The sequence below is a fragment of the Rhodoferax sp. LB1P47 genome (genome assembly GCF_056521445.1).
This window is the reverse complement of record NZ_JBWMAU010000001.1, coordinates 133336-154921: the sequence shown is the minus strand read 5'-3', so window position 1 is coordinate 154921 and position 21586 is coordinate 133336. Positions and strand designations below refer to the sequence as shown.

16 protein-coding genes and 1 tRNA gene are annotated in these 21586 nt (G+C 61.1%); 11 read left to right on the top strand and 6 right to left on the bottom strand.

Going from position 1 to position 21586, the window contains the following annotated elements; translation table 11 throughout:
* Positions 1-35 precede the first annotated feature (35 nt).
* Entirely contained in the window at positions 36-1142 is a 1107-nt protein-coding gene (hemH, locus tag AC0969_RS00750) for a ferrochelatase (RefSeq protein WP_479622213.1), read from the bottom strand.
* Positions 1143-1163: 21 nt separating this feature from the next.
* Between hemH and AC0969_RS00745 the strand changes: the two genes are divergently transcribed.
* On the top strand, positions 1164-1859 hold the full coding sequence (locus tag AC0969_RS00745; RefSeq protein ID WP_479622212.1) for an HAD family hydrolase: 696 nt from the start codon (positions 1164-1166) through the stop codon (positions 1857-1859).
* A 202-nt stretch (positions 1860-2061) separates the two neighbouring features.
* A complete protein-coding gene (locus tag AC0969_RS00740; RefSeq protein ID WP_479622211.1) occupies positions 2062-2685 on the top strand; it encodes a ferritin-like domain-containing protein in 624 nt (207 codons plus the stop codon).
* On the opposite strand, the gene hpnE is transcribed toward AC0969_RS00740, so the two are convergent.
* The 3 genes from hpnE to hpnC all read right to left on the bottom strand — a co-directional run bounded on the left by hpnE (position 2648) and on the right by hpnC (position 5706).
* Positions 2648-3892: a hydroxysqualene dehydroxylase HpnE gene (hpnE, locus tag AC0969_RS00735; RefSeq protein ID WP_479622210.1), complete on the bottom strand. Its 1245-nt coding sequence runs from the start codon at positions 3890-3892 to the stop codon at positions 2648-2650. The genes AC0969_RS00740 and hpnE overlap by 38 nt on opposite strands.
* A 163-nt stretch (positions 3893-4055) precedes the next feature.
* Positions 4056-4895: a presqualene diphosphate synthase HpnD gene (gene hpnD / locus AC0969_RS00730; protein ID WP_479622209.1), complete on the bottom strand. Its 840-nt coding sequence runs from the start codon at positions 4893-4895 to the stop codon at positions 4056-4058.
* A 10-nt stretch (positions 4896-4905) separates the two neighbouring features.
* Positions 4906-5706: a squalene synthase HpnC gene (hpnC, locus tag AC0969_RS00725; RefSeq protein WP_479622208.1), complete on the bottom strand. Its 801-nt coding sequence runs from the start codon at positions 5704-5706 to the stop codon at positions 4906-4908.
* Between the two features lie 297 nt (positions 5707-6003).
* Between hpnC and AC0969_RS00720 the strand changes: the two genes are divergently transcribed.
* From AC0969_RS00720 to AC0969_RS00685, 8 genes are all read left to right on the top strand, one after another.
* The gene (locus AC0969_RS00720) at positions 6004-7146 is read left to right on the top strand and encodes an efflux RND transporter periplasmic adaptor subunit (RefSeq protein WP_479622815.1); all 1143 of its coding nucleotides are present in this window, start codon (positions 6004-6006) and stop codon (positions 7144-7146) included.
* Positions 7147-7153: 7 nt separating this feature from the next.
* Positions 7154-10351, top strand: coding sequence for an efflux RND transporter permease subunit (locus tag AC0969_RS00715; protein WP_479622207.1), 3198 nt, complete (start codon positions 7154-7156; stop codon positions 10349-10351).
* 114 nt (positions 10352-10465) lie between these two features.
* Positions 10466-10552: transfer RNA gene (locus AC0969_RS00710), tRNA-Leu, on the top strand.
* A gap of 28 nt (positions 10553-10580) precedes the next feature.
* Complete coding sequence (tig, locus tag AC0969_RS00705; protein WP_479622206.1) at positions 10581-11891, top strand: trigger factor; 1311 nt, start codon at positions 10581-10583, stop codon at positions 11889-11891.
* A gap of 90 nt (positions 11892-11981) precedes the next feature.
* On the top strand, positions 11982-12602 hold the full coding sequence (clpP, locus tag AC0969_RS00700; protein ID WP_479622205.1) for an ATP-dependent Clp endopeptidase proteolytic subunit ClpP: 621 nt from the start codon (positions 11982-11984) through the stop codon (positions 12600-12602).
* A gap of 105 nt (positions 12603-12707) precedes the next feature.
* Positions 12708-13973, top strand: coding sequence for an ATP-dependent Clp protease ATP-binding subunit ClpX (gene clpX / locus AC0969_RS00695; RefSeq protein WP_479622204.1), 1266 nt, complete (start codon positions 12708-12710; stop codon positions 13971-13973).
* 96 nt (positions 13974-14069) lie between these two features.
* A complete protein-coding gene (lon, locus tag AC0969_RS00690; RefSeq protein ID WP_479622203.1) occupies positions 14070-16493 on the top strand; it encodes an endopeptidase La in 2424 nt (807 codons plus the stop codon).
* 158 nt (positions 16494-16651) lie between these two features.
* Positions 16652-18115, top strand: coding sequence for a DEAD/DEAH box helicase (locus AC0969_RS00685; RefSeq protein ID WP_479622202.1), 1464 nt, complete (start codon positions 16652-16654; stop codon positions 18113-18115).
* On the opposite strand, the gene AC0969_RS00680 is transcribed toward AC0969_RS00685, so the two are convergent.
* The gene (locus AC0969_RS00680) at positions 18112-18957 is read right to left on the bottom strand and encodes a symmetrical bis(5'-nucleosyl)-tetraphosphatase (RefSeq protein WP_479622201.1); all 846 of its coding nucleotides are present in this window, start codon (positions 18955-18957) and stop codon (positions 18112-18114) included. The genes AC0969_RS00685 and AC0969_RS00680 overlap by 4 nt on opposite strands.
* 23 nt (positions 18958-18980) lie before the next feature.
* Here AC0969_RS00680 and AC0969_RS00675 point away from each other — a divergent pair, with 23 nt between their 5' ends.
* Positions 18981-20279: a hemolysin family protein gene (locus AC0969_RS00675; protein ID WP_479622200.1), complete on the top strand. Its 1299-nt coding sequence runs from the start codon at positions 18981-18983 to the stop codon at positions 20277-20279.
* Here the strand turns inward: AC0969_RS00675 and AC0969_RS00670 are convergent.
* Positions 20276-21535 (bottom strand): PilT/PilU family type 4a pilus ATPase, encoded by a 1260-nt coding sequence (locus tag AC0969_RS00670; RefSeq protein WP_479622199.1) that lies wholly within the window; start codon positions 21533-21535, stop codon positions 20276-20278. The genes AC0969_RS00675 and AC0969_RS00670 overlap by 4 nt on opposite strands.
* Between the last annotated feature and the right edge of the window lie 51 nt (positions 21536-21586).

The window sequence follows — 21586 nt, the reverse complement described above, 5'->3', positions numbered from 1 at the left end:
GGCGCTTATGGAATGTGCGGGGGTAGCTATTAAATTCATTGTGTGGCTCCTAGCGCTTTGGCGCGGGCTTGGGTGTCTGCCAGGGCTTGGGTATCCGGTGCAACCTGCGTGGGCCAGCCTTGCAGGTGGGTTTGCACGATGCTGGCCAGGGCGGTGATCCAGTCAGGCTCGCCGTTCAGGCAGGGGATGTAGTGGAACTCTTTGCCGCCCGCGTTCAGGAAGGCGGCTTTGCCTTCCATGGCAATCTCTTCCAGGGTCTCCAGACAGTCGCTGGTGAAGCCCGGGCAGACGACATCCACGCGTTTGACTCCGGCTTTGGCCATGGCGATCAGGCTGGGCTCGGTGTAGGGCTCCAGCCATTTGGCGCGGCCCAGGCGGGATTGGAAGGTGAGCTTGTACTGCTCTTTGGTCAGGTCGAGTGCGTTGGCCAGCAGGCGGGCGGTTTTCTGGCATTCGCAGTGGTAGGGGTCGCCCAGCTGCAGGGTGCGCGCGGGCACGCCGTGGAAGCTCATCACCAGCTGGTCGGGGCGGCCGTGCTGCTGCCAGTGGCTGCGGATGCGGCGGGCCAGGGCGGCGATGTAGCCGGGATCGTCATGGTAGCGGTTGACGAAGCGCAGCTCGGGGATGTTGCGGGTGTGGGCGGCCCAGTCGTACACCGCGTCGAACACGCTGGCGGTGCTGGTGGCCGAATACTGCGGGTAGGCGGGCACGATCAGCACGCGGGTCACGCCGCTGGCCTTGAACTTGTCCAGCTGCTCGGCGATGGACGGGCTGCCGTAGCGCATGGCGTAGTCCACCTGCACCTGGTGGCCGCGCTCGCCCAGCCAGCCGCGCAGCATGGTGGCCTGCAGTGCCGTGCCGGTGCGCAGCGGCGAGCCCTGCGGAGTCCAGATGCTGGCGTATTTGGCGGCCGATTGCTTGGGCCGGGTGCGCAAAATGATGCCGTGCAGGATCACGTTCCAGATGACTTTGGGGATTTCGATGACCCGGTGGTCGCTGAGGAACTGCGCCAGGTAGCGCCGCACCGCTATGGGCGTGGCCGCGTCGGGCGTGCCCAGATTGCAGTACAGCACGCCGGTGCGGGCGGTCTGGGCGTGGTTGAAAGGGGGCTCTGGGCGGAAGGGGGAGGCAAATAGTGGCATGGCGGGTATTCTCATGCACCTATGCTGAACACTTCCCACATCCAAGCCATATCCCTCGACCTGGACGACACCCTGTGGCCCGTGTGGCCCGCCATCGAGCGGGCCGAGGCCACGCTGTTGCAGTGGCTGGGCGACCACGCCCCGGCCACGGCAGCGCGCTATCCCACCAGCTTGGCGCTGCGGGCGGTGCGCGAACAGTTGGAGCGGGAGCGGCCCGATCTGCTGCACGACCTGAGCACGCTGCGCCGCGAATCCATCCGCCTGGCGCTGGGCCACGCGGGCGACGACCCGGCGCTGGCCGAAGACGCCTTCGAAGTGTTTTTTGCCGCCCGCCAGCGCGTGGACTTCTACCCCGACGCGCTACCCGCGCTGGCCCGGCTGGCGGCGCGTTATCCGCTGGTGGCGTTGAGTAACGGCAATGCCGACGTACACCGGGTGGGCATTGGCGCGCATTTCACCGCCGCCGTGAGCGCCCGTGCATTCGGCGTGGCCAAGCCCGACCCGCGCATCTTCCACGCCGCCGCCCAGGCCGCCGGGGTGTCCCCCGAGGCCGTGCTGCACGTGGGCGACGACCCGCTGATGGACGTGGTGGGTGCCGTCAGCGCAGGCATGCAGTCGGTGTGGGTGAACCGCGCGGGCCACGCCTGGAACCACCCCATCCAGCCGCATCTGCATGTGGTGGAGCTGGTGGCGCTGTGCGAAATTTTAGGAGCCTAATAGGCATCTGGCGCATATTCTGCTTGCGCTGTAAGCTATCAAATAGATAGTATTTGCGTGTGCATGGATGCGGCGCATGCTCCTACACGCAGGGCATGGCTTGGCCGACGTACAAGCCGCACGCCCCGCCGGAAGATGGATGCACCTGCCGAGCCGCTGAGGGCGGATCGGATTCCATTCCATTTTCTGAAGGAGCATTTGTATGGCAAACGAAAAATACCGAGACCCTGGCCTGCTGGGGGATACACCCTTGATGGCCGGTATGGTGCTGGGCGGCGAGGCGGTTCCCATGGCCCCGATGATCGCAGGGGTGCCCGATGTGGGCGATGTCCGCAATGTCAATGATGTCGTCGATGGCGAGTTGCCTATGGACAACGACGATGTCATTGCCACCTTGAACACCCTGGTCGAAACCTGTTATGACGGTGAATATGGCTTCAAGGCCTGCACCGAACGCACCAGCGCCCAGAACCTGAAAAGCGTGTTTGAAGAGCGGATGCGGGATTGCGCCAGCTCTGCCGCCGAACTGGCCAGCGCGGTGGTGCGTCTGGGCGGTACGCCCGAGGACAGTGGCACCCTCAGCGGCACGGTACACCGTGGCTGGGTCGCCGTGCGCGACATGCTGACTAACGACGGTGACAACGACAGGGCGGTGCTGGAGGAGTGCGAACGCGGCGAGGATATTGCGCTGGGCCGCTACCGCAAGGCGCTCAAAGAGGCGCTGCCGTTTGACATCCGCGCGATGGTGGAGCGCCAGATGCAGGGCGTGCAAAAGAACCACGACATGATTAAGGTACTGCGTGACGGCTACACGCCGCAGCGCTGATACCGCTGCGCACCGCGCCCTCTAGCGTGGCGGGATACGGCCCGTCCACATAGTCGCCGCAGGCGGCCAGCCCGGGTGCGATGTACTGGGCGGGGCGCTGCAAGCCGGGCGTGCAGGCAAAGGTGGCGCGCTTTTCCACCACGGTCTGTACGGCTTGCAGATCTGCCAAACCCAGTTGCACGCGCCCTTGCTGGAGGGCGGCATCCTCCAGCGCCTGCCGGTCGCCCTGGCTGGCGCTGGCCACAAATGCCAGTAGACCGGGCGGGCCGCCGAGCTGGCCCCGGTCGAACACAAACTGCGCCGGGCCACCCCTTAGTGACAACATGGGCTGGGGTAGCCGGGTGGTGCTGGTGGCGTACACCGTGGCAATGGACTCGAATTGCAGGGCCTGCGCCTGCTGTAGCCACGCATCCGCCGCCACGCCGCTGCCAGCCACCAGCCGGGCTGCCTCCCACGGCGGGCAGGCCAGCAGCACGCGGTCGAAAAGTTGGCCGTCTACACACCATTGCCCGCCCTGGGGCTGGAGGGTTTGCACCCGGTGGCCCAGCGTGACGGTGGCCCCGTGCTGTTCTAACCAGCGCACGGCGGGGGTGGGGAAGAGGCTGCCCAGATCGACTTGGGGCAGCAGCAGGTTCGAGCCGCCCGGGGCTCCAAATAAAGAATCCTGGATCACGCGTAAAAACACCTGCCCGCTGGACTGCGCGGCGAGCGTGTTCAGCGCGGCCACGCACAGCGGGTCGATCAGCGCGTCTACCACCCGTGGCGTGAGCGTGGCGCACAGGTCGGCCACCGATAGCTGGGGGCTGCACTGAAAGCGCGCCAGTTGCCAGCCGAGTGCCGTGCGCAGCAACGCGGCCTTGTCGCGCCAGCCCCAGCCCTTGGCTTGCAGGATGCCGATGAACGCATCGAAAGGCGCGGGCAGGGCGGGCAAACGCAGACCGTGGCCGTCGGGGAACAGCAGGGTCAGCGGCAGGCGCAGCAGGGTTTTTTTATTATCTACGCCCACCACACGCATCAGCTTAAGTGTCTCGGTGTAGGCCCCGATAAGGATGTGCTGTCCGTTGTCAAATTGTGGGTCAGATAAGGCTCTAGCCCTACCGCCTACTGCACGGGATGCTTCAAAAACTGTAGCGTGGTGCCCGGCCTGGGTGGCGGTGACGGCGGCGGCCAGTCCGGCCCAGCCTGCGCCGATGATGGCTACTTTCACCGCATGCCGGACATCCGGCCCCCACCCCAACCCTCCCCCGCAAGGGGAGGGGGCAATGCGGGGTCCGGTCTTACTCCCTCCCTCTTTGGGGGAGGGCTGGGGTGGGGGTGGGCGGTCATCAGCGATGCGTGCATACGTTAGCCCGGCAAGACAGTGGGGAGTCTCATAACTTGTTCAGTGCCTGGACTTTCCATGCCAGCCACAGCTTGCGCAGCGGGGTCAGGCTGACGCGCTGGTGCAGCACCTGGAAGTTGTCGGCTTCAATCTCGCGCAGCAGGGTGCGGTAGATGCTGGCCATCATCAGCCCCGGCTTCTGGGCGCGGCGGTCGGCGGCGGGCAGCATCGCAAAGGCTTCTTCGTACAAGGCGTGGGCGCGGGCGGCCTGGAAGCGCATCAGGGCGGTGAATCTGTCGGAATAAGTGCGCTTCAAGACTTCGTGGGCCTTCACGTCGAACTGCTGCAGCTCATTCACCGGCAGGTAGATGCGGCCCATCAGCGCGTCTTCGCCCACGTCGCGGATGATGTTGGTGAGCTGGAACGCCAGGCCCAGGGTGTGGGCGTAGGCGGTGGTGGCGGGGTCGGTCTGGCCAAAGATGCGGGCCGATACCTCGCCCACCACGCCCGCCACCAGGTGGCAGTAGCGCTGTAGGCCGGGGAAGTCGAGGTAGCGGGTTTGCTCCAGGTCCATGTTGCAGCCTTCGATGATGGCTTGCAGGTGGCGCTGCTCGATCTGGTAGTCGGCGGCCAGCGGCATCAGGGCCTTCATCACCGGGTGGCTGGGTTTGCCTGCAAACGCGTTGGCGACTTCGCCTTGCCACCAGGCCAGCTTGGTGCGGGCGACACCGGCATCGGCGGTTTCGTCCACCACATCGTCCACCTCGCGGCAGAAGGCGTAGAAGGCGGTGATAGCGGCCCGGCGCGGCTTGGGCAGGAACAGAAAGGCGTAGTAGAAGCTGCTGCCAGAAGACGCGGCTTTGTTTTGGACGTATTGCTCAGGGGTCATGGGCTAATTGTCACATCCATAAGGCGCGCCACAGCATCAGGGGATAGTCGGCTTTGACTATGGTGGGGCGGGTGTGGCGGGTGGCAAAGCCCAGGGCTTCGATCTTCTCCAGAATGCGCAGTCCGCCTTGCACCACCAGGCGCAGTTCCCATCCGGCGCGGCCCGGCACGCGGTGTACCAAGGGGGCACCGCGCTGCATCAGTGCGCGTGTCCAGCGGACGTTTTCTTCCATCAGCTTGGTCAGCGGGCGGCTTTGGGGGATTTGGTTGAGTGCCCGCGCGTCTACATCGTAATAACGGCTGCGGTCTTGCGGCAGGTAGAAGCGGCCCCGGGATACATCCTGGCCCAGGTCTTGCCAAAAATTGACCAATTGCAAGGCGTTGCAGATGGCATCGCTTTGTTGCAGCGCTTGCGCATTTTTCACACCATACACGTGCAGCAGCAGCCGACCTATGGGCGCGGCAGAGCGCTGGCAGTAGTCCAGCAACTCGGCGCGGCTGGCGTAGCCGGTCTGGTCACGGGTTTTGACCACGTCTTGGCAGAAGGCGCTGAGCAGGTCTGCCAACAGCGGCTGGGGCAGCTTCCACCGGGCGATGGCGACCTGCAAGGGGCCAAACACTCTGGGCCAGCGGGTCGATGTGGGTTGGCCTGCGGCGGCAGCGGCCAGGTCGGCGCGAAAGACGGCCAAGTCGCTGAGACGCTGCGCCGCAGAGGCCTTGCCTTCGTCGGCAATGTCGTCCGCCGTGCGTGCAAACCAGTAGATAGCAGCGATGGGCGCGCGCAGATGGGCCGGGCACAAGATGGACGCCACTGGAAAATTTTCATAGTGGCTCACGGTTTGTGGGGTAGCATTTTGTTTCAAGGTAGGTTGTGCTTTCACGCCGGGATTGTCGCTTGACAAGCCCTAGGTGTTCTTCTAGATTACTAACCCGCCAGTCAGTAATAATGGTTTACGCCATTGTCCACAGTTATAAGACAGGACTTACGCAAGACCCTGTGTCGCCTTGTAGGTGCACAGGGGGACTTGCGTAAGTCCGGATTTTTTAGGTCTGCTATGCCACATTATTTTTCTTTGCCGCCCAGCGTGCGCCCCATGTTCCGTGCCAGCATGTGCTGGATCGGGGTGGTGGCGGTGCTGGCGGGGTGTTCCAAACCTGAGCCTGCGCCTGAGCCTATTCGCGCTGTGAAGGTGCTGACGGTGGCGCCGAGCAGCATGCAGGCAACGCTGGAATTTGCCGGTGAAGTGCGGGCGCAGACCGAGTCGGCACTGGGTTTCCGGGTTGCGGGCAAGATCATCCAGCGCCAGGCCGAGCTAGGCCAGCGCGTGAAGGTGGGCCAGGTGCTGGCGCAGCTGGACCCGCAAGATTACAAACTGGCTACCGATGCCGCGCGCGCCCAATTGGCCGCTGCGGCCACCAACCGCGATCTCGCCAGCGCCGATTACAAGCGCTACAAAGAGCTAAAAGAGCAGAACTTCATCAGCGGTGCCCAGTTGGAGCAGCGCGACAGTGCCTTCAAGGCGGCCCAGGCCCAGGTGCAGCTGGCGCAGGCGCAATTGTCGTCCCAAGGCAACCAGGCGGCGTATACCCGGCTGGTGTCGGATGTGGCTGGTGTGGTCACGGCTATCGCCGCCGAGCCCGGCCAGGTGGTGGCGGCCGGTACGCCGGTGGTGCGCGTGGCCCGAGACGGTGCGCGCGATGTGGTTTTTGTGGTGCCCGAAGACCGGGTGGCGGGCATCCCGCTGGGGTCGGCCGTGGAAGTGCGGGTATGGGCCAGCAAGATCACGCTGGCGGGCAAGGTCCGCGAGGTGGCGGCCAGTGCCGACCCGGTGACGCGGACTTTCCAGGTGAAGGTGGCGATTGATGCCGATACCGCTCCCGGCCTGGGGTCTACGGTGAGTGTGTTGCCGCAGGCGCTGAGCCTGGCGGGCATACCCGCCATCAAGCTGCCGACCAGTGCGCTCAAGCGGGAGGCGAATGGCAGTACCGCCGTGTGGCTGCTGGACCCCGCCAGCATGACGGTCAAGTCCCAGCCGGTGGTGGTGGCCACGGCGGATGGCAACCTGACCGTGATTGCCAGCGGTTTGCAGCCCGGCATGCAGGTGGTGGCCGCCGGTGTGCATGTGCTGGCCGAGGGACAAAAGGTCTCTATTTACCAGTCTAAAACGACTCCAGCGCAGGCAGCATCTGCGCAAGTAGCTATTGAAAAAGTAGCAAGTCCCGTGGCTGCACCCGCATCTGCTGCACAGTGAGTTTCAGATGACGCAACCCCACACCCCTGACCAGCCCAAGCCGGGCTTCAATCTTTCCAAATGGGCGCTGGAGCATCCCGCGCTAACCCGCTATTTGCTGGTGGTGCTAATGGTGATGGGCTTTGCCGCCTACTTCCAGTTGGGCCAGGACGAAGATCCGCCGTTTACCTTTCGGGTGATGGTGGTTAAGACCTTCTGGCCCGGGGCGACTGCCCAGCAGGTGGCCGAGCAGGTCACCGATAAGCTGGAGCGCGCGCTGCAAGAGGTGCCGTATGCCGACAAGATCCGCAGCTATTCCAAGCCCGGCGAGTCGCAAATCATCTTCCAGGTGAAAGATTCCAGTAAAGGCAGCGATGTGGCCAACCTCTGGTACATCACGCGCAAAAAGATTGGCGACATGGCCCACACCCTGCCGTCGGGCGTGCAGGGGCCGTTTTTTAATGACGACTTTGGCGATGTATACGGCGTGATCTACGCGCTGGAGTCCGACGGTTTCAGCAACGCCGAGCTCAAGGTGTTTGCCGACGAGGTGCGCCAAAAGCTGCTGCGCGTGCCCGATGTGGGCAAGGTCGAGCTGTTTGGCGTGCAGGCCGAAAAAGTCTATGTTGAGGTTTCGCAAAAGCGCCTGGCCCAGCTCGGGCTGGATATGGGCCAGGTGCTGGCGCAGTTGGGCCAACAAAACGCGGTGGAGAGCGCCGGTGCGGTGCAAACCCCGCTGGACGTGGTGCAGGTGCGGGTGGCCGGGCAGTTCCAGACGGTGGAGCAGCTCCAGGCCATGCCCATCCGGGGTGCGGGCAGCACGACCGCCGGTGCGGGCCAGTTGCGGCTGGGCGATATCGCCGAGATCACGCGCGGCTACGTCGATCCGCCGAGCGTGAAGGTACGCTTCCAGGGCAAGGAAGTGATTGCGCTGGGGGTGTCGATGGCCAAGGGCGGCGACATCATCCGCTTGGGCACGGCGATGGATGCGATGGCCGCCCAGATCGGCAAGAGCCTGCCCGCCGGCATCAAGCTGGTGCAGGTGCAGGACCAGCCCAAAACCGTGAGCACTTCGGTAAACGAGTTCATCAGCGTGCTGATTGAGGCGGTGGTCATCGTGTTGGCGGTGAGCTTTATCAGCCTGGGCCTGCACAAGCGACCGGGCAAAAATCCGCTCTGGCGCCGCTACACGCTGGACATGCGGCCCGGCTTGGTGGTGGGCATCACCATCCCGCTGGTGCTGGGCGTGACCTTTCTGGGCATGTGGTACTGGGGCATTGGCCTGCACAAGATTTCGCTGGGCTCGCTGATCATCGCCCTGGGCCTGCTGGTGGACGATGCCATCATCGCGGTGGAAATGATGGTGCGCAAAATGGAAGAGGGCTACGACAAGGTGCGTGCTGCCACGTTTGCCTACGAGATCACCGCCATGCCCATGCTGACCGGCACGCTGATCACGGCAGCGGGCTTTTTGCCTATCGGCCTGGCCAAGTCCACCACCGGCGAATACACCTTTGCGATTTTTGCCGTAACGGTGCTGGCCTTGCTGCTGAGCTGGATCGTGTCGGTCTACTTTGTGCCCTACTTGGGGGTGCTCTTGCTGAAGAAACCGCCGCATGCCCAAGTGCTGGCCGATGGCGCACCCGGCGATGCACCGGTGCACGGACACGACAGCTTTGATTCGCCGTTCTACCAGCGGTTTCGCCGCCTGGTGGGCTGGTGCGTGCTGCACCGTTGGATCACCATCGCCCTGACGTTGCTGATTTTTGCCCTGGGCATTTTCGGCATGGGCCGGGTGCAGCAGCAGTTTTTCCCGGACTCCAGCCGCCCGGAGATTCTGGTGGACCTGTGGTTCCCCGAGGGCACCTCCTTTGCGGCCAACGATGCTTCCGCCAAGCTGGTCGAGGCGCGGCTGCTGCAGGAGCCGGGTGTCAGTTCGGTGGTGGCCTGGGTCGGGTCGGGTGTGCCACGGTTCTTCTTGCCGCTGGACCAGGTGTTTCCCCAGACCAACGTATCGCAGCTCATCGTGATGACCAAGGATCTGAAGGCGCGGGATGTGCTGCGCAACAAGTTGCCCACGTTGCTGGCCACCGAGTTTCCCGACGTGCGTGCGCGGGCCAAGCTCTTGTCTACCGGCCCGCCAGTACCGTATCCGGTGCAGTTCCGTGTGATTGGCACCGAGCCCAGCGTGTTGCGACTGCGTGCCGACGAGGTCAAGGCCGTGATGCGTAAAAGCGCCAACACCCGGGGGGTGAACGACAACTGGAACGAGTCGATCAAGGTGGTGCGCCTGGAAGTGGACCAGGCCAAGGCACGCGCCTTGGGGGTCACCAGCCAGTCGATTGCCCAGGCAGCCAAAGTAATTCTGACCGGTGCCACCGTGGGCCAGTTCCGCGAGAACGACAAGCTCATCGACATCGTGCTGCGCCAGCCGCTGGACGAGCGCAGCGCCATCACTGACATCGGCAATGCGTATTTGCCCACGGCTTCCGGGCAGTCGATTCCGCTGCTGCAAATCGCCAAACCGGTGTTTGACTGGGAACCCGGCGTGATGTGGCGTGAAAACCGCGACTACGGCATCACGGTGCAGGCCGACATCACCGAAGGCTTGCAGGGAGCTACCGTGACGGATGAACTACTGCCCGCTTTGAAAGCGCTGGAGGCGCAGTGGGCCAGCAAGGGCATGGGGGCTTACCGGATAGAGGTGGCTGGTGCGGTGGAAGAGAGTAGCAAAGGCTCGGCCTCCATTGCGGCGGGCATCCCCATCATGCTGTTCATTACCTTTACCTTGCTGATGCTGCAACTGCAAAGTTTCAGCCGGGCTATGCTGGTTTTCCTGACCGGGCCATTGGGTATTGCCGGGGTGGCCGGCGCGTTGATCTTGCTGGGTCGCCCGTTTGGCTTTGTAGCGCTGCTGGGTGTGATTGCGCTGATGGGCATGATCCAGCGCAATTCGGTCATCCTGATCGACCAAATCGAGCAAGAGCGCGCCCGAGGCATGCCCACCTGGGACGCGATTGTGGAGTCGGCCGTGGGGCGTTTGCGCCCGATTGTGCTGACCGCCGCTGCCGCCGTACTGGCCATGATTCCGCTGTCGCGCTCGGTGTTTTGGGGTCCTATGGCGGTGGCCATCATGGGCGGCCTGATCGTGGCCACGGTGCTGACCCTGCTGGCTTTGCCCGCTATGTATGCAGCCTGGTTCCGGGTCCAGCGCGACTCCCGGTGAGGTCCAGGTTTACCGGTATAAAAACCGGTCTGCAAGCACGCTAAAATAGCAGGCTGACCGATTTCATACAAATGGTCTTGGCGTTGTTCAAGATCGTTTGTTAGTTCTGTATTTGCGCGGGTGGCGAAATTGGTAGACGCACCAGGTTTAGGTCCTGACGTCCGCAAGGATGTGGGGGTTCGAGTCCCCCCCCGCGCACCACACTTTTTTATACGAGACCGAGACCAAGATGGCTGTTACTGTTGAAACCCTTGAAAAGCTGGAACGCAAAATCACGCTGTCCCTGCCCGTGGAAGTGATCCAGAACGAAGTGGCTACCCGTCTCAAGAAGATGGCCCGCACCGTCAAGATGGACGGCTTCCGTCCAGGCAAGGTGCCCATGAATGTGGTGGCACAGCGCTACGGTTATTCGGTCCACTACGAAGTGATGAACGACAAAGTGGGCGAGGCTTTTGCCGTTGCCGCCAACGAAGCCAAGCTGCGCGTTGCTGGTCAGCCCCGTATCAGCGAAAACGAGACTTCACCCGAAGGTCAAATGGCTTTTGATGCGATTTTCGAAGTCTTCCCGGATGTGAAAATTGGCGACCTGAGCACCGCTGAAGTCGAAAAAATCACCACCGCTGTGGACGATGGCGCGATCGACAAGACCGTCGAAATCCTGCGCAAGCAACGCCGTACCTTTGCCCAGCGCGCGCTCGAAGCTGCTGCCGAAGACAGTGACCGCGTTACGGTGGACTTTGAAGGCAAGATCGACGGCGAAACTTTTGAAGGCGGCAAAGCCGAAGCCTTCCAGTTCCTGGTGGGCGAAGGCCAGATGCTGAAGGAATTTGAAGATGCCGTGCGTGGCATGAAGTCCGGCGAAAGCCGCACTTTCCCGTTGGCATTTCCGGCCGACTACCACGGCAAAGACGTGGCCGGCAAGCAAGCCGACTTCATGGTCACCGTGAAGAAAATTGAAGCAGCCCACCTGCCCGCCGTAGACGAAGCTCTGGCCAAGTCGCTCGGCATTACCGATGCAACGGTCGAAGGTCTGCGCGCCGACATCCGCAAAAACCTGGAGCGCGAAGTCAAGTTCCGCGTGCTGGCCCGTAACAAGCAAGCCGCAATGGATGCTTTGGTTGCCAAGTCGGAACTCGATTTGCCCAACTACAGCGTGCAGGGTGAGTTGAACCGTCTGGTCGCGGGTGCGCGTGCTGATTTGAAGCAGCGCGGCATCAAGGATGCGGACAAAGCCCCCATTCCTGATGACATCTTCCGTCCCCAGGCCGAGCGCCGCGTGCGCCTGGGTCTGGTGGTTGCCGAATTGGTGCGTAGCAATGCGTTGCAAGCCACCGCCGAGCAAATCAAGGCCCACATTGAAGAGTTGGCTGCCAGCTACGAGAAGCCTGCTGACGTAGTGCGTTGGTACTACAGCGACAACCAGCGTCTGGCCGAAGTCGAAGCCATCGTTATTGAAACCAATGTCACCGACTTCATTTTGGGCAAGGCCCAAGTGGTTGAAAAGGCGGTTGTGTTTGATGAGCTGATGGGCCAGAACTAATCTGCTGCAAGATGTAACGCATAAGGGCTTGTGTTTTTGGCGCAAGCCCTTATTTGCTTTTAATCGCTCTCCCATAAAGTAGGAATCACCATGTTCATCCGTAATAGTGCGCAAGAAGTTCAGGGCCTCGGCATGGTGCCGATGGTGATTGAACAGTCCGGTCGTGGCGAGCGTTCGTACGATATTTACTCGCGTTTGCTGAAAGAGCGCGTCATCTTTTTAGTCGGGCCGGTGAATGACCAGACCGCCAATTTGGTGGTGGCCCAGTTGCTGTTTTTGGAAAGCGAAAATCCTGACAAGGATATTTCGTTCTACATCAACTCCCCTGGCGGATCGGTCACGGCCGGCATGGCGATCTACGACACCATGCAATTCATCAAACCCGATGTGTCCACCCTGTGCATCGGCATGGCCGCCAGCATGGGTGCTTTCTTGCTGGCTGCGGGCACCAAGGGCAAGCGTTTCACCCTGCCCAATTCCCGCGTCATGATCCACCAGCCTTCTGGTGGTGCGCAAGGGCAGGCTAGCGATATCGAGATCCACGCCCGTGATATCTTGAAGACCCGTGACCAGTTGAACAAGATCTTGGCTGAGCGTTGCGGTCAGCCCATTGAGAAAATCGAGCGCGACACCGAACGCGACTACTTCATGTTTGCCGACGAAGCCAAGACCTATGGCCTGGTAGACGAAGTGATCAGCAAGCGCCCCTAAGCCCTAGTTAGGGTGGGGCAGCAGCCCATAACGGCGTTTTCTGCAACAGAAAGCGCCGTTTTTATTTGGTTATCATTCAGTAACGACTGAAAAGGCATTCCTCCCATGGCCGAGAAAAAAGGCTCCTCCAGCGAAAAAACCCTGTACTGCTCCTTCTGCGGCAAAAGCCAGCATGAAGTGAAGAAGCTGATTGCAGGGCCGTCGGTTTTCATTTGCGATGAATGTATCGACCTGTGTAACGACATCATCCGTGATGAACTGCCCGCAGGCACCGAAGCCCGCGATGCAGGTGCCGCGTTGCCCACACCGGTAGACATCAAGAACAACCTAGACAACTACGTGATTGGCCAGGAAGTGGCTAAACGTACTTTGGCGGTTGCGGTATACAACCACTACAAGCGTCTGCGCCACAAGGAAACCGCCAAGAAGGACGATATTGAGCTAACCAAAAGCAATATTCTTCTGATTGGCCCTACCGGTTCTGGCAAAACCCTGCTGGCACAAACGCTGGCCCGCATGTTGGACGTGCCGTTTGTGATGGCCGATGCCACCACCCTGACCGAAGCTGGTTACGTGGGTGAGGATGTGGAAAACATCGTCGCCAAGTTGCTGCAAAGTTGTAACTACGAAGTAGAACGGGCCCAGCGCGGTATCGTCTACATCGACGAGATCGATAAAATCTCGCGCAAATCGGACAACCCCTCCATCACCCGCGACGTGTCGGGCGAGGGCGTGCAGCAAGCTTTACTCAAGCTGATCGAAGGCACAATGGCCAGCGTGCCGCCACAGGGCGGGCGCAAGCACCCCAACCAGGACTTCTTGCAGGTCGATACGACCAACATCCTGTTCATCCTGGGCGGTGCGTTCTCAGGGCTGGAAAAGGTCATTGGCAACCGGACTGAATCGTCGGGTATTGGTTTCGGCGCAGCTGTTAAAAGCAAAGCCCAGCGCAGCCTGACCGAAGTCTTCCGTGATGTCGAGCCCGAAGATCTGATCAAGTTTGGCCTGATCCCCGAGCTGGTCGGTCGTATGCCGGTCGTAGCAACCCTGGCCGAACTCAGCGAAGACGCGTTGGTGCAGATCCTGACCGAGCCTAAAAACGCGTTGGTCAAACAGTACAGCAAGCTGTTGGCAATGGAAGGTGTGGACCTGGAAATCCGTCCGTCGGCTCTCAAAGCCATCGCCAAGAAGGCGCTGGCCCGCAAGACGGGCGCGCGCGGCCTGCGTTCAATTTTGGAGCTGTCATTGATCGACACCATGTTTGATCTGCCCACCAACCACAACGTAGATAAAGTGGTGGTCGATGAATCGACGATTGACGAAAACAAACCACCTCTGTTGGTGTACCGCGAAGCCGCTAAAAAGGCCTGACAGGAGTTCACCGGCTGGCGCACTGAAATAAAGGCGCCAGCCGGTTGAAAATTACCGCTCGAAGTCCATATTCAACAGGTTACTCAAAGGATCTTCATGTCCGGACACACTCCCCTACCTGCCGAACCCCTCGACCTGCCCTTATTGCCGCTGCGCGACGTGGTGGTCTTTCCCCATATGGTGATCCCCTTGTTTGTGGGGCGTCCGAAGAGCATCAAGGCCTTGGAAGCCGCGATGGAATCCGACCGCCGCATCATGCTGGTGGCCCAAAAAGCCGCCGCCAAGGACGAGCCTTCCGTGTCCGACATGTTCGATGTCGGTTGCATTTCCACCATTTTGCAAATGCTGAAGCTGCCGGATGGCACGGTCAAGGTGCTGGTTGAAGGCCAGCAACGGGCCCGCGTCAACCACATCGAAGATGGTGAGTCGCATTTCACGGCCAATACCACGCCCGTGGTTGCTGCGGTGTCTGTGCAGAAGACCACGGAAATAGAGGCCCTGCGCCGCGCCGTAATGCAACAGTTTGACCAGTACGTCAAACTCAATAAAAAGATTCCGCCAGAGATTTTGACTTCGATCTCCAGCATCGATGATCCCGGTCGTCTGGCCGACACTATTGCCGCCCACTTGCCACTCAAGCTGGACAGTAAGCAGGTGGTACTGGATTTGTCGGACGTGCGCGAGCGCCTGGAAAACCTCTACGGCCAGCTGGAACGTGAAGTGGACATCCTGAATGTTGACAAAAAAATCCGTGGCCGCGTCAAGCGCCAGATGGAGAAAAACCAGCGCGATTTCTACCTGAACGAGCAGGTCAAAGCCATCCAGAAAGAACTGGGCGAAGGCGAAGAGGGCGCGGACATCGACGAGATCGAGAAAAAGATCAAGCTCGCCAAGATGTCCAAGGAGGCTTTGAAAAAGGCCGAGAGCGAGCTCAAAAAGCTCAAGCTCATGTCGCCCATGTCGGCCGAAGCCACCGTGGTACGGAACTACATCGACGTGCTCACCGGCTTGCCGTGGAGCAAAAAGACCAAGATCAAGCATGACCTGCGCAATGCCGAAGGCGTGCTCAACGAAGACCATTTCGGGCTCGATAAGGTCAAGGACCGCATCCTGGAATATCTGGCGGTGCAGCAGCGCGTGGACAAGGTCAAAGCGCCTATCCTGTGCTTGGTCGGGCCTCCTGGTGTGGGTAAAACCTCGCTGGGCCAGTCGATTGCCAAGGCTACCGGGCGCAAATATGTGCGTATGGCCTTGGGCGGCATGCGCGACGAAGCCGAGATTCGCGGCCACCGCCGTACCTACATTGGCGCACTTCCGGGCAAAGTGCTGCAAAGCCTGAGCAAGATTGGCACGCGTAATCCGCTGTTTTTGCTGGACGAAATTGACAAACTCGGCATGGATTTCCGTGGCGATCCGTCGAGTGCGCTGCTGGAGGTGCTAGACCCCGAGCAAAACCACACATTCGGTGACCACTACGTGGAAGTGGACTTCGATTTGAGCGACGTGATGTTTGTCGCCACTTCTAACTCCATGAACATTCCTTCGGCCCTGCTGGACCGTATGGAAGTGATCCGCCTGTCGGGCTACACCGAAGACGAAAAGACCAACATCGCCGTCAAATACCTGCTGCCCAAGCAGTTGAAAAACAACGGTCTGGCCGAGTCTGAACTGCTGGTCAGTTTTGAGGCCGTGCGCGACATCGTGCGCTACTACACCCGTGAGGCGGGCGTGCGCTCGCTAGAGCGTGAACTGTCCAAGATATGCCGCAAGGTGGTCAAGGGCTTGTTGCTCAAGGAGATGGTGCCGCAGGTCAAAGTCACAGCCGACAACCTCAATGACTATCTGGGCGTGCAAAAGTATAGCTATGGCCGTGCCGAGCAGCAAAACCAGATCGGCCAGGTCGTGGGCTTGGCGTGGACCGAAGTGGGGGGCGATTTGCTCACCATCGAAGCCGCCATCATGCCCGGCAAGGGCGTGATCACGCGCACCGGTTCGCTGGGCGATGTGATGAAAGAGTCGGTTGAAGCGGCCCGCACCGTGGTCCGCAGCCGTTCCAAACGCCTGGGTATCAAGGACGAGGTGTTCGAGAAAAAGGACATCCACATCCACGTGCCCGACGGCGCAACGCCTAAAGACGGCCCGAGTGCGGGTGCCGCCATGACCACCGCCTTTGTGTCTGCTTTGACCGGTATCCCAGTGCGTGGCGACGTGGCCATGACGGGTGAAATCACCTTGCGCGGCGAAGTCACTGCCATTGGTGGTTTGAAAGAAAAGCTGTTGGCGGCTTTGCGCGGCGGCATCAAGACGGTGTTGATCCCCGAAGAAAACGCCAAAGACCTGCAAGACATTCCCGAGAACGTCAAAAACGGCCTGGAAATCATCCCTGTGAAATGGATCGACCAGGTGCTGGAAGTGGCTCTGGAGCGCATGCCCCAGCCGCTGCCTGACGAAGAGCCGGTGGCCGTGGCCCCAGCGCTGGAAGCGGTTGTTGTTGTACCGACGGTCTCGGTCAAGCACTAGCGGAAAACCGTCCTGAACGTAAGGCCGATGGGGCATTTGCTCCATCGGCCTTTTCCGTTTTAGACCCGGATGTGTAAATTCAGAGATAATCGGGGTTTACCCACGCCACGTGGGTGCAATTTGCTATTGTTTGAATAGCCACAACCCTTCCGGATTTGATGAGCGATACCCCCCTGGATTCTTTCTCGCAGCTGCAGCTTGCAGAACCCCTGTCACGTGCTGTGGCCGACATGGGCTACACCGCCATGACACCGATCCAGGCGCAAGCCATTCCGGTGGTGTTGCAAGGCCGTGATGTGATGGGCGCTGCCCAGACCGGCACTGGCAAAACAGCAGCCTTCTCGCTGCCATTGCTGCAACGCATGCTCAAGCATGAAAATGCCTCTACCTCGCCCGCCCGCCATCCGGTGCGTGCGCTGGTGTTGCTACCAACGCGTGAGTTGGCCGACCAGGTGGCCCAGGCCGTCAAATCGTATGCCAAGCACACCAACCTGCGCAGTGCCGTGGTGTTTGGCGGCATGGACATGAAGCCGCAAACGCTGGAGCTGAAAAAAGGCGTGGAGATTCTGGTTGCTACGCCAGGCCGTCTGCTCGACCACATCGAAGCTAAAAATGCGGTGCTGAACCAGGTCGAATACGTGGTGTTGGACGAGGCCGACCGCATGCTCGACATCGGCTTCCTGCCCGACTTGCAACGCATCCTGAGCTACTTGCCCAAGCAGCGCACTACCTTGCTGTTCTCGGCCACGTTCTCGCCCGAAATCAAGCGCCTGGCCAGCAGTTACCTGCAAGACCCGGTCACCATCGAAGTGGCCCGCTCTAATGCCACTGCTTCCACCGTGGAGCAACATTTCTACAGCGTCAATGCCGACGACAAACGCCGTGCCTTGCACCAGGTGCTCAAGTCGCGAGGCATCAAGCAAGCCTTTGTGTTTGTGAACAGCAAACTGGGGTGCGCCCGATTGGCACGCTCGCTGGAAAATGAAGGTCTTAAAACCACCGCTTTGCATGGTGATAAAAGCCAGGACGAGCGCCTGAAAGCTTTGGAGTCGTTCAAAAAAGGCGAAGTGGATCTGCTCATCTGTACCGATGTAGCTGCGCGTGGCCTGGACATCAAGGATGTGCCCGCCGTGTTCAACTTCGACGTGCCTTTCAATGCCGAAGACTATGTGCACCGCATTGGCCGTACCGGCCGTGCGGGTGCCTCCGGCATTGCGGTGAGCTTTGTGGCTGGCAGCGATGCCCGTTTGGTGGCCGATATCGAGAAACTGGTCAAGAGCAAGATCGAACTCGAAGCGATGGAGTTCGAGGAAGACACCCCCAAGATCCGCGAACAAGGCCGTATCAATGACGGTCGCCGCGCCTGGGGCGGTGATGATCCACGCGATGTGATCGACGCGCCGCCACGTCCCCAGCACCACGTGCGCGCCCAGCATCGCCACAGCGCACCGCGCGATGCCTTCTTCGATAAGCCCTACGAGGCGACTGCGGCCACCGATGCACCCAGCTGGGAAGCGGCAGCCAAACACGCCACTGTGCGCGGCATCTCGGCCAATATCAAGCCCAAGCGCAAAGTCGCGGCCTTGTTCAAGGCCATCAGCGTCGCTGCTGCCGAGGTTTAGCTTCCGGGGCGCTGCGCTTGCTCGCAGCGTACCTGGATGAGTTCGTTGGCAGCGGGGTTTGCCCCAATCTTCAGTGCACTCAGCGAACCGCCCCACACGCAACCGGTGTCCAGCGACAGCACGTCGCTGCGACCCAGCCAGCCCAGCGTAGACCAGTGGCCAAAAGCCACAGTCAAATGGGCGGTCTGTCTACCGGGCACGTCAAACCACGGCAGGTAACCTGCGGGGTTGCTGCCAGCGCCTTCTTTGCTGTCGAACTCCATCACGCCATCTGTCGAACAAAAACGCAGCCGTGTTAGTGCGTTCACGATCACCCGCAGCCGGTCTGCGCCGTGCAGGTCATCGCTCCACTGCGTCGGGGCATTGCCGTACATCTGGCCTAAAAATGCGGCGAGGTTCGGGCCACGCAGAACTGCCTCCACTTCGCCTGCCAGCGCCATAGTCTGTGCCGCGCTCCAACTGGGCAGCACGCCGGCATGCACCATCAGGATGTCCTGCCCCTCTAGCGTCTCACGCATGGCCATGCGCTGGTACCGCACCCAGTCGAGCAGCGCCGCACGGTCTGGGGCTTCCAGGATGCCTTGCAGCGTGTCCAGTCGGTGCGTGGGGCGTATGCCGTGGGCGGCGGCCAGCAAATGCAGGTCGTGGTTGCCCAGCAGGCAGCGGGCTGCGTCTCCATAGCCCATCAGGCGGCGCAGCACCTGCACCGAGGAGGGCCCCCGGTTCACCAGATCGCCCAGTAAAAAAATAGTGTCGCGGCTGGGCGAGAAGTCCAGCCGGTCCAAAAGCCGTTGCAGCGGGCTGTCGCAGCCCTGCAAATCACCAATCATGTAAAGTGCCATGTGTTCATTTTCTGTGAAGATCCATGGATTTATTGCTGATTTTGCTGTTGACTTTGCTCAATGGCGTGTTTTCGATGTCAGAGCTGGCGCTGGCATCCAGCCGCAAGGCGCGGTTGACGGCCATGGCCGAGTCGGGCGACAAGGGGGCCAAGGCGGCCTTGGTGCTGTTGGAGAATCCCACCCAGTTTTTGTCGTCGGTGCAGGTTGGCATCACCTCGATTGGCATGGTGAATGGTATTTTGGGTGAGGCCGCCTTCAGCGATGGCGTGTCGGCCTGGGTGCAGGGCTTTGGCGTTGCCACCGGGGCCGCCGATGTGACGGCTACGGTGGTGGTGGTGACGGTGATCACCTTCATCACCATCGTGTTTGGTGAGCTGGTGCCCAAGCGCATCGGCCAGCTGTACCCCGAACTGGTGGCGCGTCATGTGTCGCGTCCCATGACCTATGTGGCCTCTGGGGCTAAACCTTTTGTGCGCTTGCTGTCGGTCAGTACCCATGCGGTGCTCAAGCTGCTGCGCATTGACAACGCGGCGGGCCGGGCTGTTACCGAAGAAGAAATTGTGGCCAGCCTGGAGGAGGGCGTAGACGCGGGCGTGATCGAAGAAAACGAACACCAGATGGTGCAAAACGTGTTCCGGCTGGACGAGCGGCCCTTGACTTCGTTGATGGTGCCGCGCACCGACATGGAATGGCTGGATGCCTCGCACACCGTGGCGCAGTGTCTGCAAAAGGCCAGCAGCAGCGCCAACAAAGGCTCGCATTCTTGGTACCCCGTGTGCCGGGGCTCGCTGGACGATGTGGTCGGCGTGATATGTGTCGGCCGCCTGCTGGAGCTGGGGGTCGATCGACCCGGTCCGATTGAACCGCACGTGTTGCCCGCTGCGTTTTTGCCTGAAACCCTGAGCGGCATGGAGCTGCTGGAGCAGTTCCGCGCCAAGTCGGGCCGGATGGTGTTTGTGGTGGACGAATACGGCGTGGTGCAGGGTTTGATGACCCCGCGTGACCTGCTGGAGGCCATTACCGGCGAGCTCCAGCCCGGTGCGCAGGCGGATGCCTGGGCGACCCCGCGCGAAGACGGTTCCTGGCTGCTGGATGGGCTGATGCCGGTGAGTGAGCTCAAATCCCGGCTGGACATCAAAGACCTGCCGGAAGAAGACCGGGGCCGTTACAACACCGTGGCGGGGCTGCTGCTGTCGGTGGCGGGCCGCATGCTGGCGACGGCCGAGCGCATCGAGTGCGCGGGTTGGGTCTTTGAGGTGGTGGACCTTGACGGCAAGCGCATCGACAAGGTGCTGGCCAGCGTCTTGGCGGTAGCCGATTAGCCTTTGGCCTGCCGCAGCCGGGTGAGCTGCTCGTCTTCCATCTGGCGGCGTTTTTGCTGCTGCTTGGATAGTTCTTCGGTGCGCAGGGCCTCCACTTCTTCGGCTGTCAGCGCCTTGTCGAAGGTGAGGTCCATGCCGCCTGCCGCAGTCTGCGGCTCACCGCGTACGCTTTTGAGTTTTAAGTTCAGGCGCAATTCGTTGGCCGAGTCGGCGTTGCGCAGGGCTTCTTCGTAGGAAATTTTGCCTGCGTTGTAGAGGTCGAACAGCGCCCAGTCGAAGGTGCGCATGCCCAGCTCGCGGGATTTTTCCATCAGCGCCTTGAGTTCCGTGAACTGGCCTTTGAAAATGCGGTCGGCCACCAGCGGGGTACTCAGCAAAATCTCCACGGCGGCGCAGCGGCCCTTGCCATCTTCGGTGCGTACCAGCCGCTGCGAGACGATGGCGCGCAGATTTGCCGACATATCCATCAGCAATTGGTTGCGCCGCTCATCGGGAAAGAAGTTGATGATGCGGTCCAGTGCCTGGTTGGCGCTGTTGGCGTGCAGCGTGGCCAGGCACAGATGGCCGGTTTCGGCGAAGGCAATGGCGTGCTCCATCGTCTGGGTGTCGCGGATTTCGCCAATCAAAATGACATCTGGAGCCTGGCGCAGGGTGTTCTTCAGGGCGTGGTGCCATGAGAGGGTGTCCACCCCCACCTCGCGGTGGCTGACCAGCGACATCTTTGAGGTGTGTACGTACTCCACCGGGTCTTCCACGGTGATGATGTGGCCGCCCGAGCTGCTGTTGCGGTGGTCGATCATGGCTGCCAGCGAGGTCGATTTGCCCGAGCCCGTGCCGCCCACCACCAGCACCAGCCCGCGCTTGTGCATGATGACTTCCTTCAGCACCTCGGGCAGGGCCAGGGTGGCAAAGCTGGGGATCTCGGCGGCGATGGTGCGGATCACCATGCTGACGGCCTGTTGCTGCACAAACACATTCACCCGAAACCGCGCCACGCCGGGCAGGGCGATGGCGAAGTTGCACTCCATTTCCTTGGCGAACTCGGCGTTTTGCCGCTCGTTCATCATCGCCTGGGCCAGCATGCGGGTCACGTCAGCACTGAGCTTTTGGCCGGCCAGGGGTTTCATCTCGCCATGCGCCTTCATGCTGGGCGCGAAATCGCTGGCGATAAACAGGTCCGATCCACCCGCCTGGTGCATCGCCGCCAGCAGCTTGTGCATGTAACTGCGGGCTTGGTCTTCGGTGAGTGCGGACATGGCGGACCTTGGTTTGCTACATTTTATATAGCTAATAACGCAGGTGAAATA

Coding starts and splice junctions, on each gene's coding strand:
- AC0969_RS00670 (WP_479622199.1), bottom strand. CDS start 21,535: ATGTCCGCACTCACCGAAGACCAAGCCCGCAGTTACATGCACAAGCTG.
- tig (WP_479622206.1), top strand. CDS start 10,581: ATGGCTGTTACTGTTGAAACCCTTGAAAAGCTGGAACGCAAAATCACG.
- hemH (WP_479622213.1), bottom strand. CDS start 1,142: ATGCCACTATTTGCCTCCCCCTTCCGCCCAGAGCCCCCTTTCAACCAC.
- AC0969_RS00675 (WP_479622200.1), top strand. CDS start 18,981: ATGGATTTATTGCTGATTTTGCTGTTGACTTTGCTCAATGGCGTGTTT.
- AC0969_RS00740 (WP_479622211.1), top strand. CDS start 2,062: ATGGCAAACGAAAAATACCGAGACCCTGGCCTGCTGGGGGATACACCC.
- AC0969_RS00685 (WP_479622202.1), top strand. CDS start 16,652: ATGAGCGATACCCCCCTGGATTCTTTCTCGCAGCTGCAGCTTGCAGAA.
- AC0969_RS00720 (WP_479622815.1), top strand. CDS start 6,004: ATGTGCTGGATCGGGGTGGTGGCGGTGCTGGCGGGGTGTTCCAAACCT.
- hpnD (WP_479622209.1), bottom strand. CDS start 4,895: ATGACCCCTGAGCAATACGTCCAAAACAAAGCCGCGTCTTCTGGCAGC.
- lon (WP_479622203.1), top strand. CDS start 14,070: ATGTCCGGACACACTCCCCTACCTGCCGAACCCCTCGACCTGCCCTTA.
- clpX (WP_479622204.1), top strand. CDS start 12,708: ATGGCCGAGAAAAAAGGCTCCTCCAGCGAAAAAACCCTGTACTGCTCC.
- AC0969_RS00680 (WP_479622201.1), bottom strand. CDS start 18,957: ATGGCACTTTACATGATTGGTGATTTGCAGGGCTGCGACAGCCCGCTG.
- AC0969_RS00745 (WP_479622212.1), top strand. CDS start 1,164: ATGCTGAACACTTCCCACATCCAAGCCATATCCCTCGACCTGGACGAC.
- clpP (WP_479622205.1), top strand. CDS start 11,982: ATGTTCATCCGTAATAGTGCGCAAGAAGTTCAGGGCCTCGGCATGGTG.
- AC0969_RS00715 (WP_479622207.1), top strand. CDS start 7,154: ATGACGCAACCCCACACCCCTGACCAGCCCAAGCCGGGCTTCAATCTT.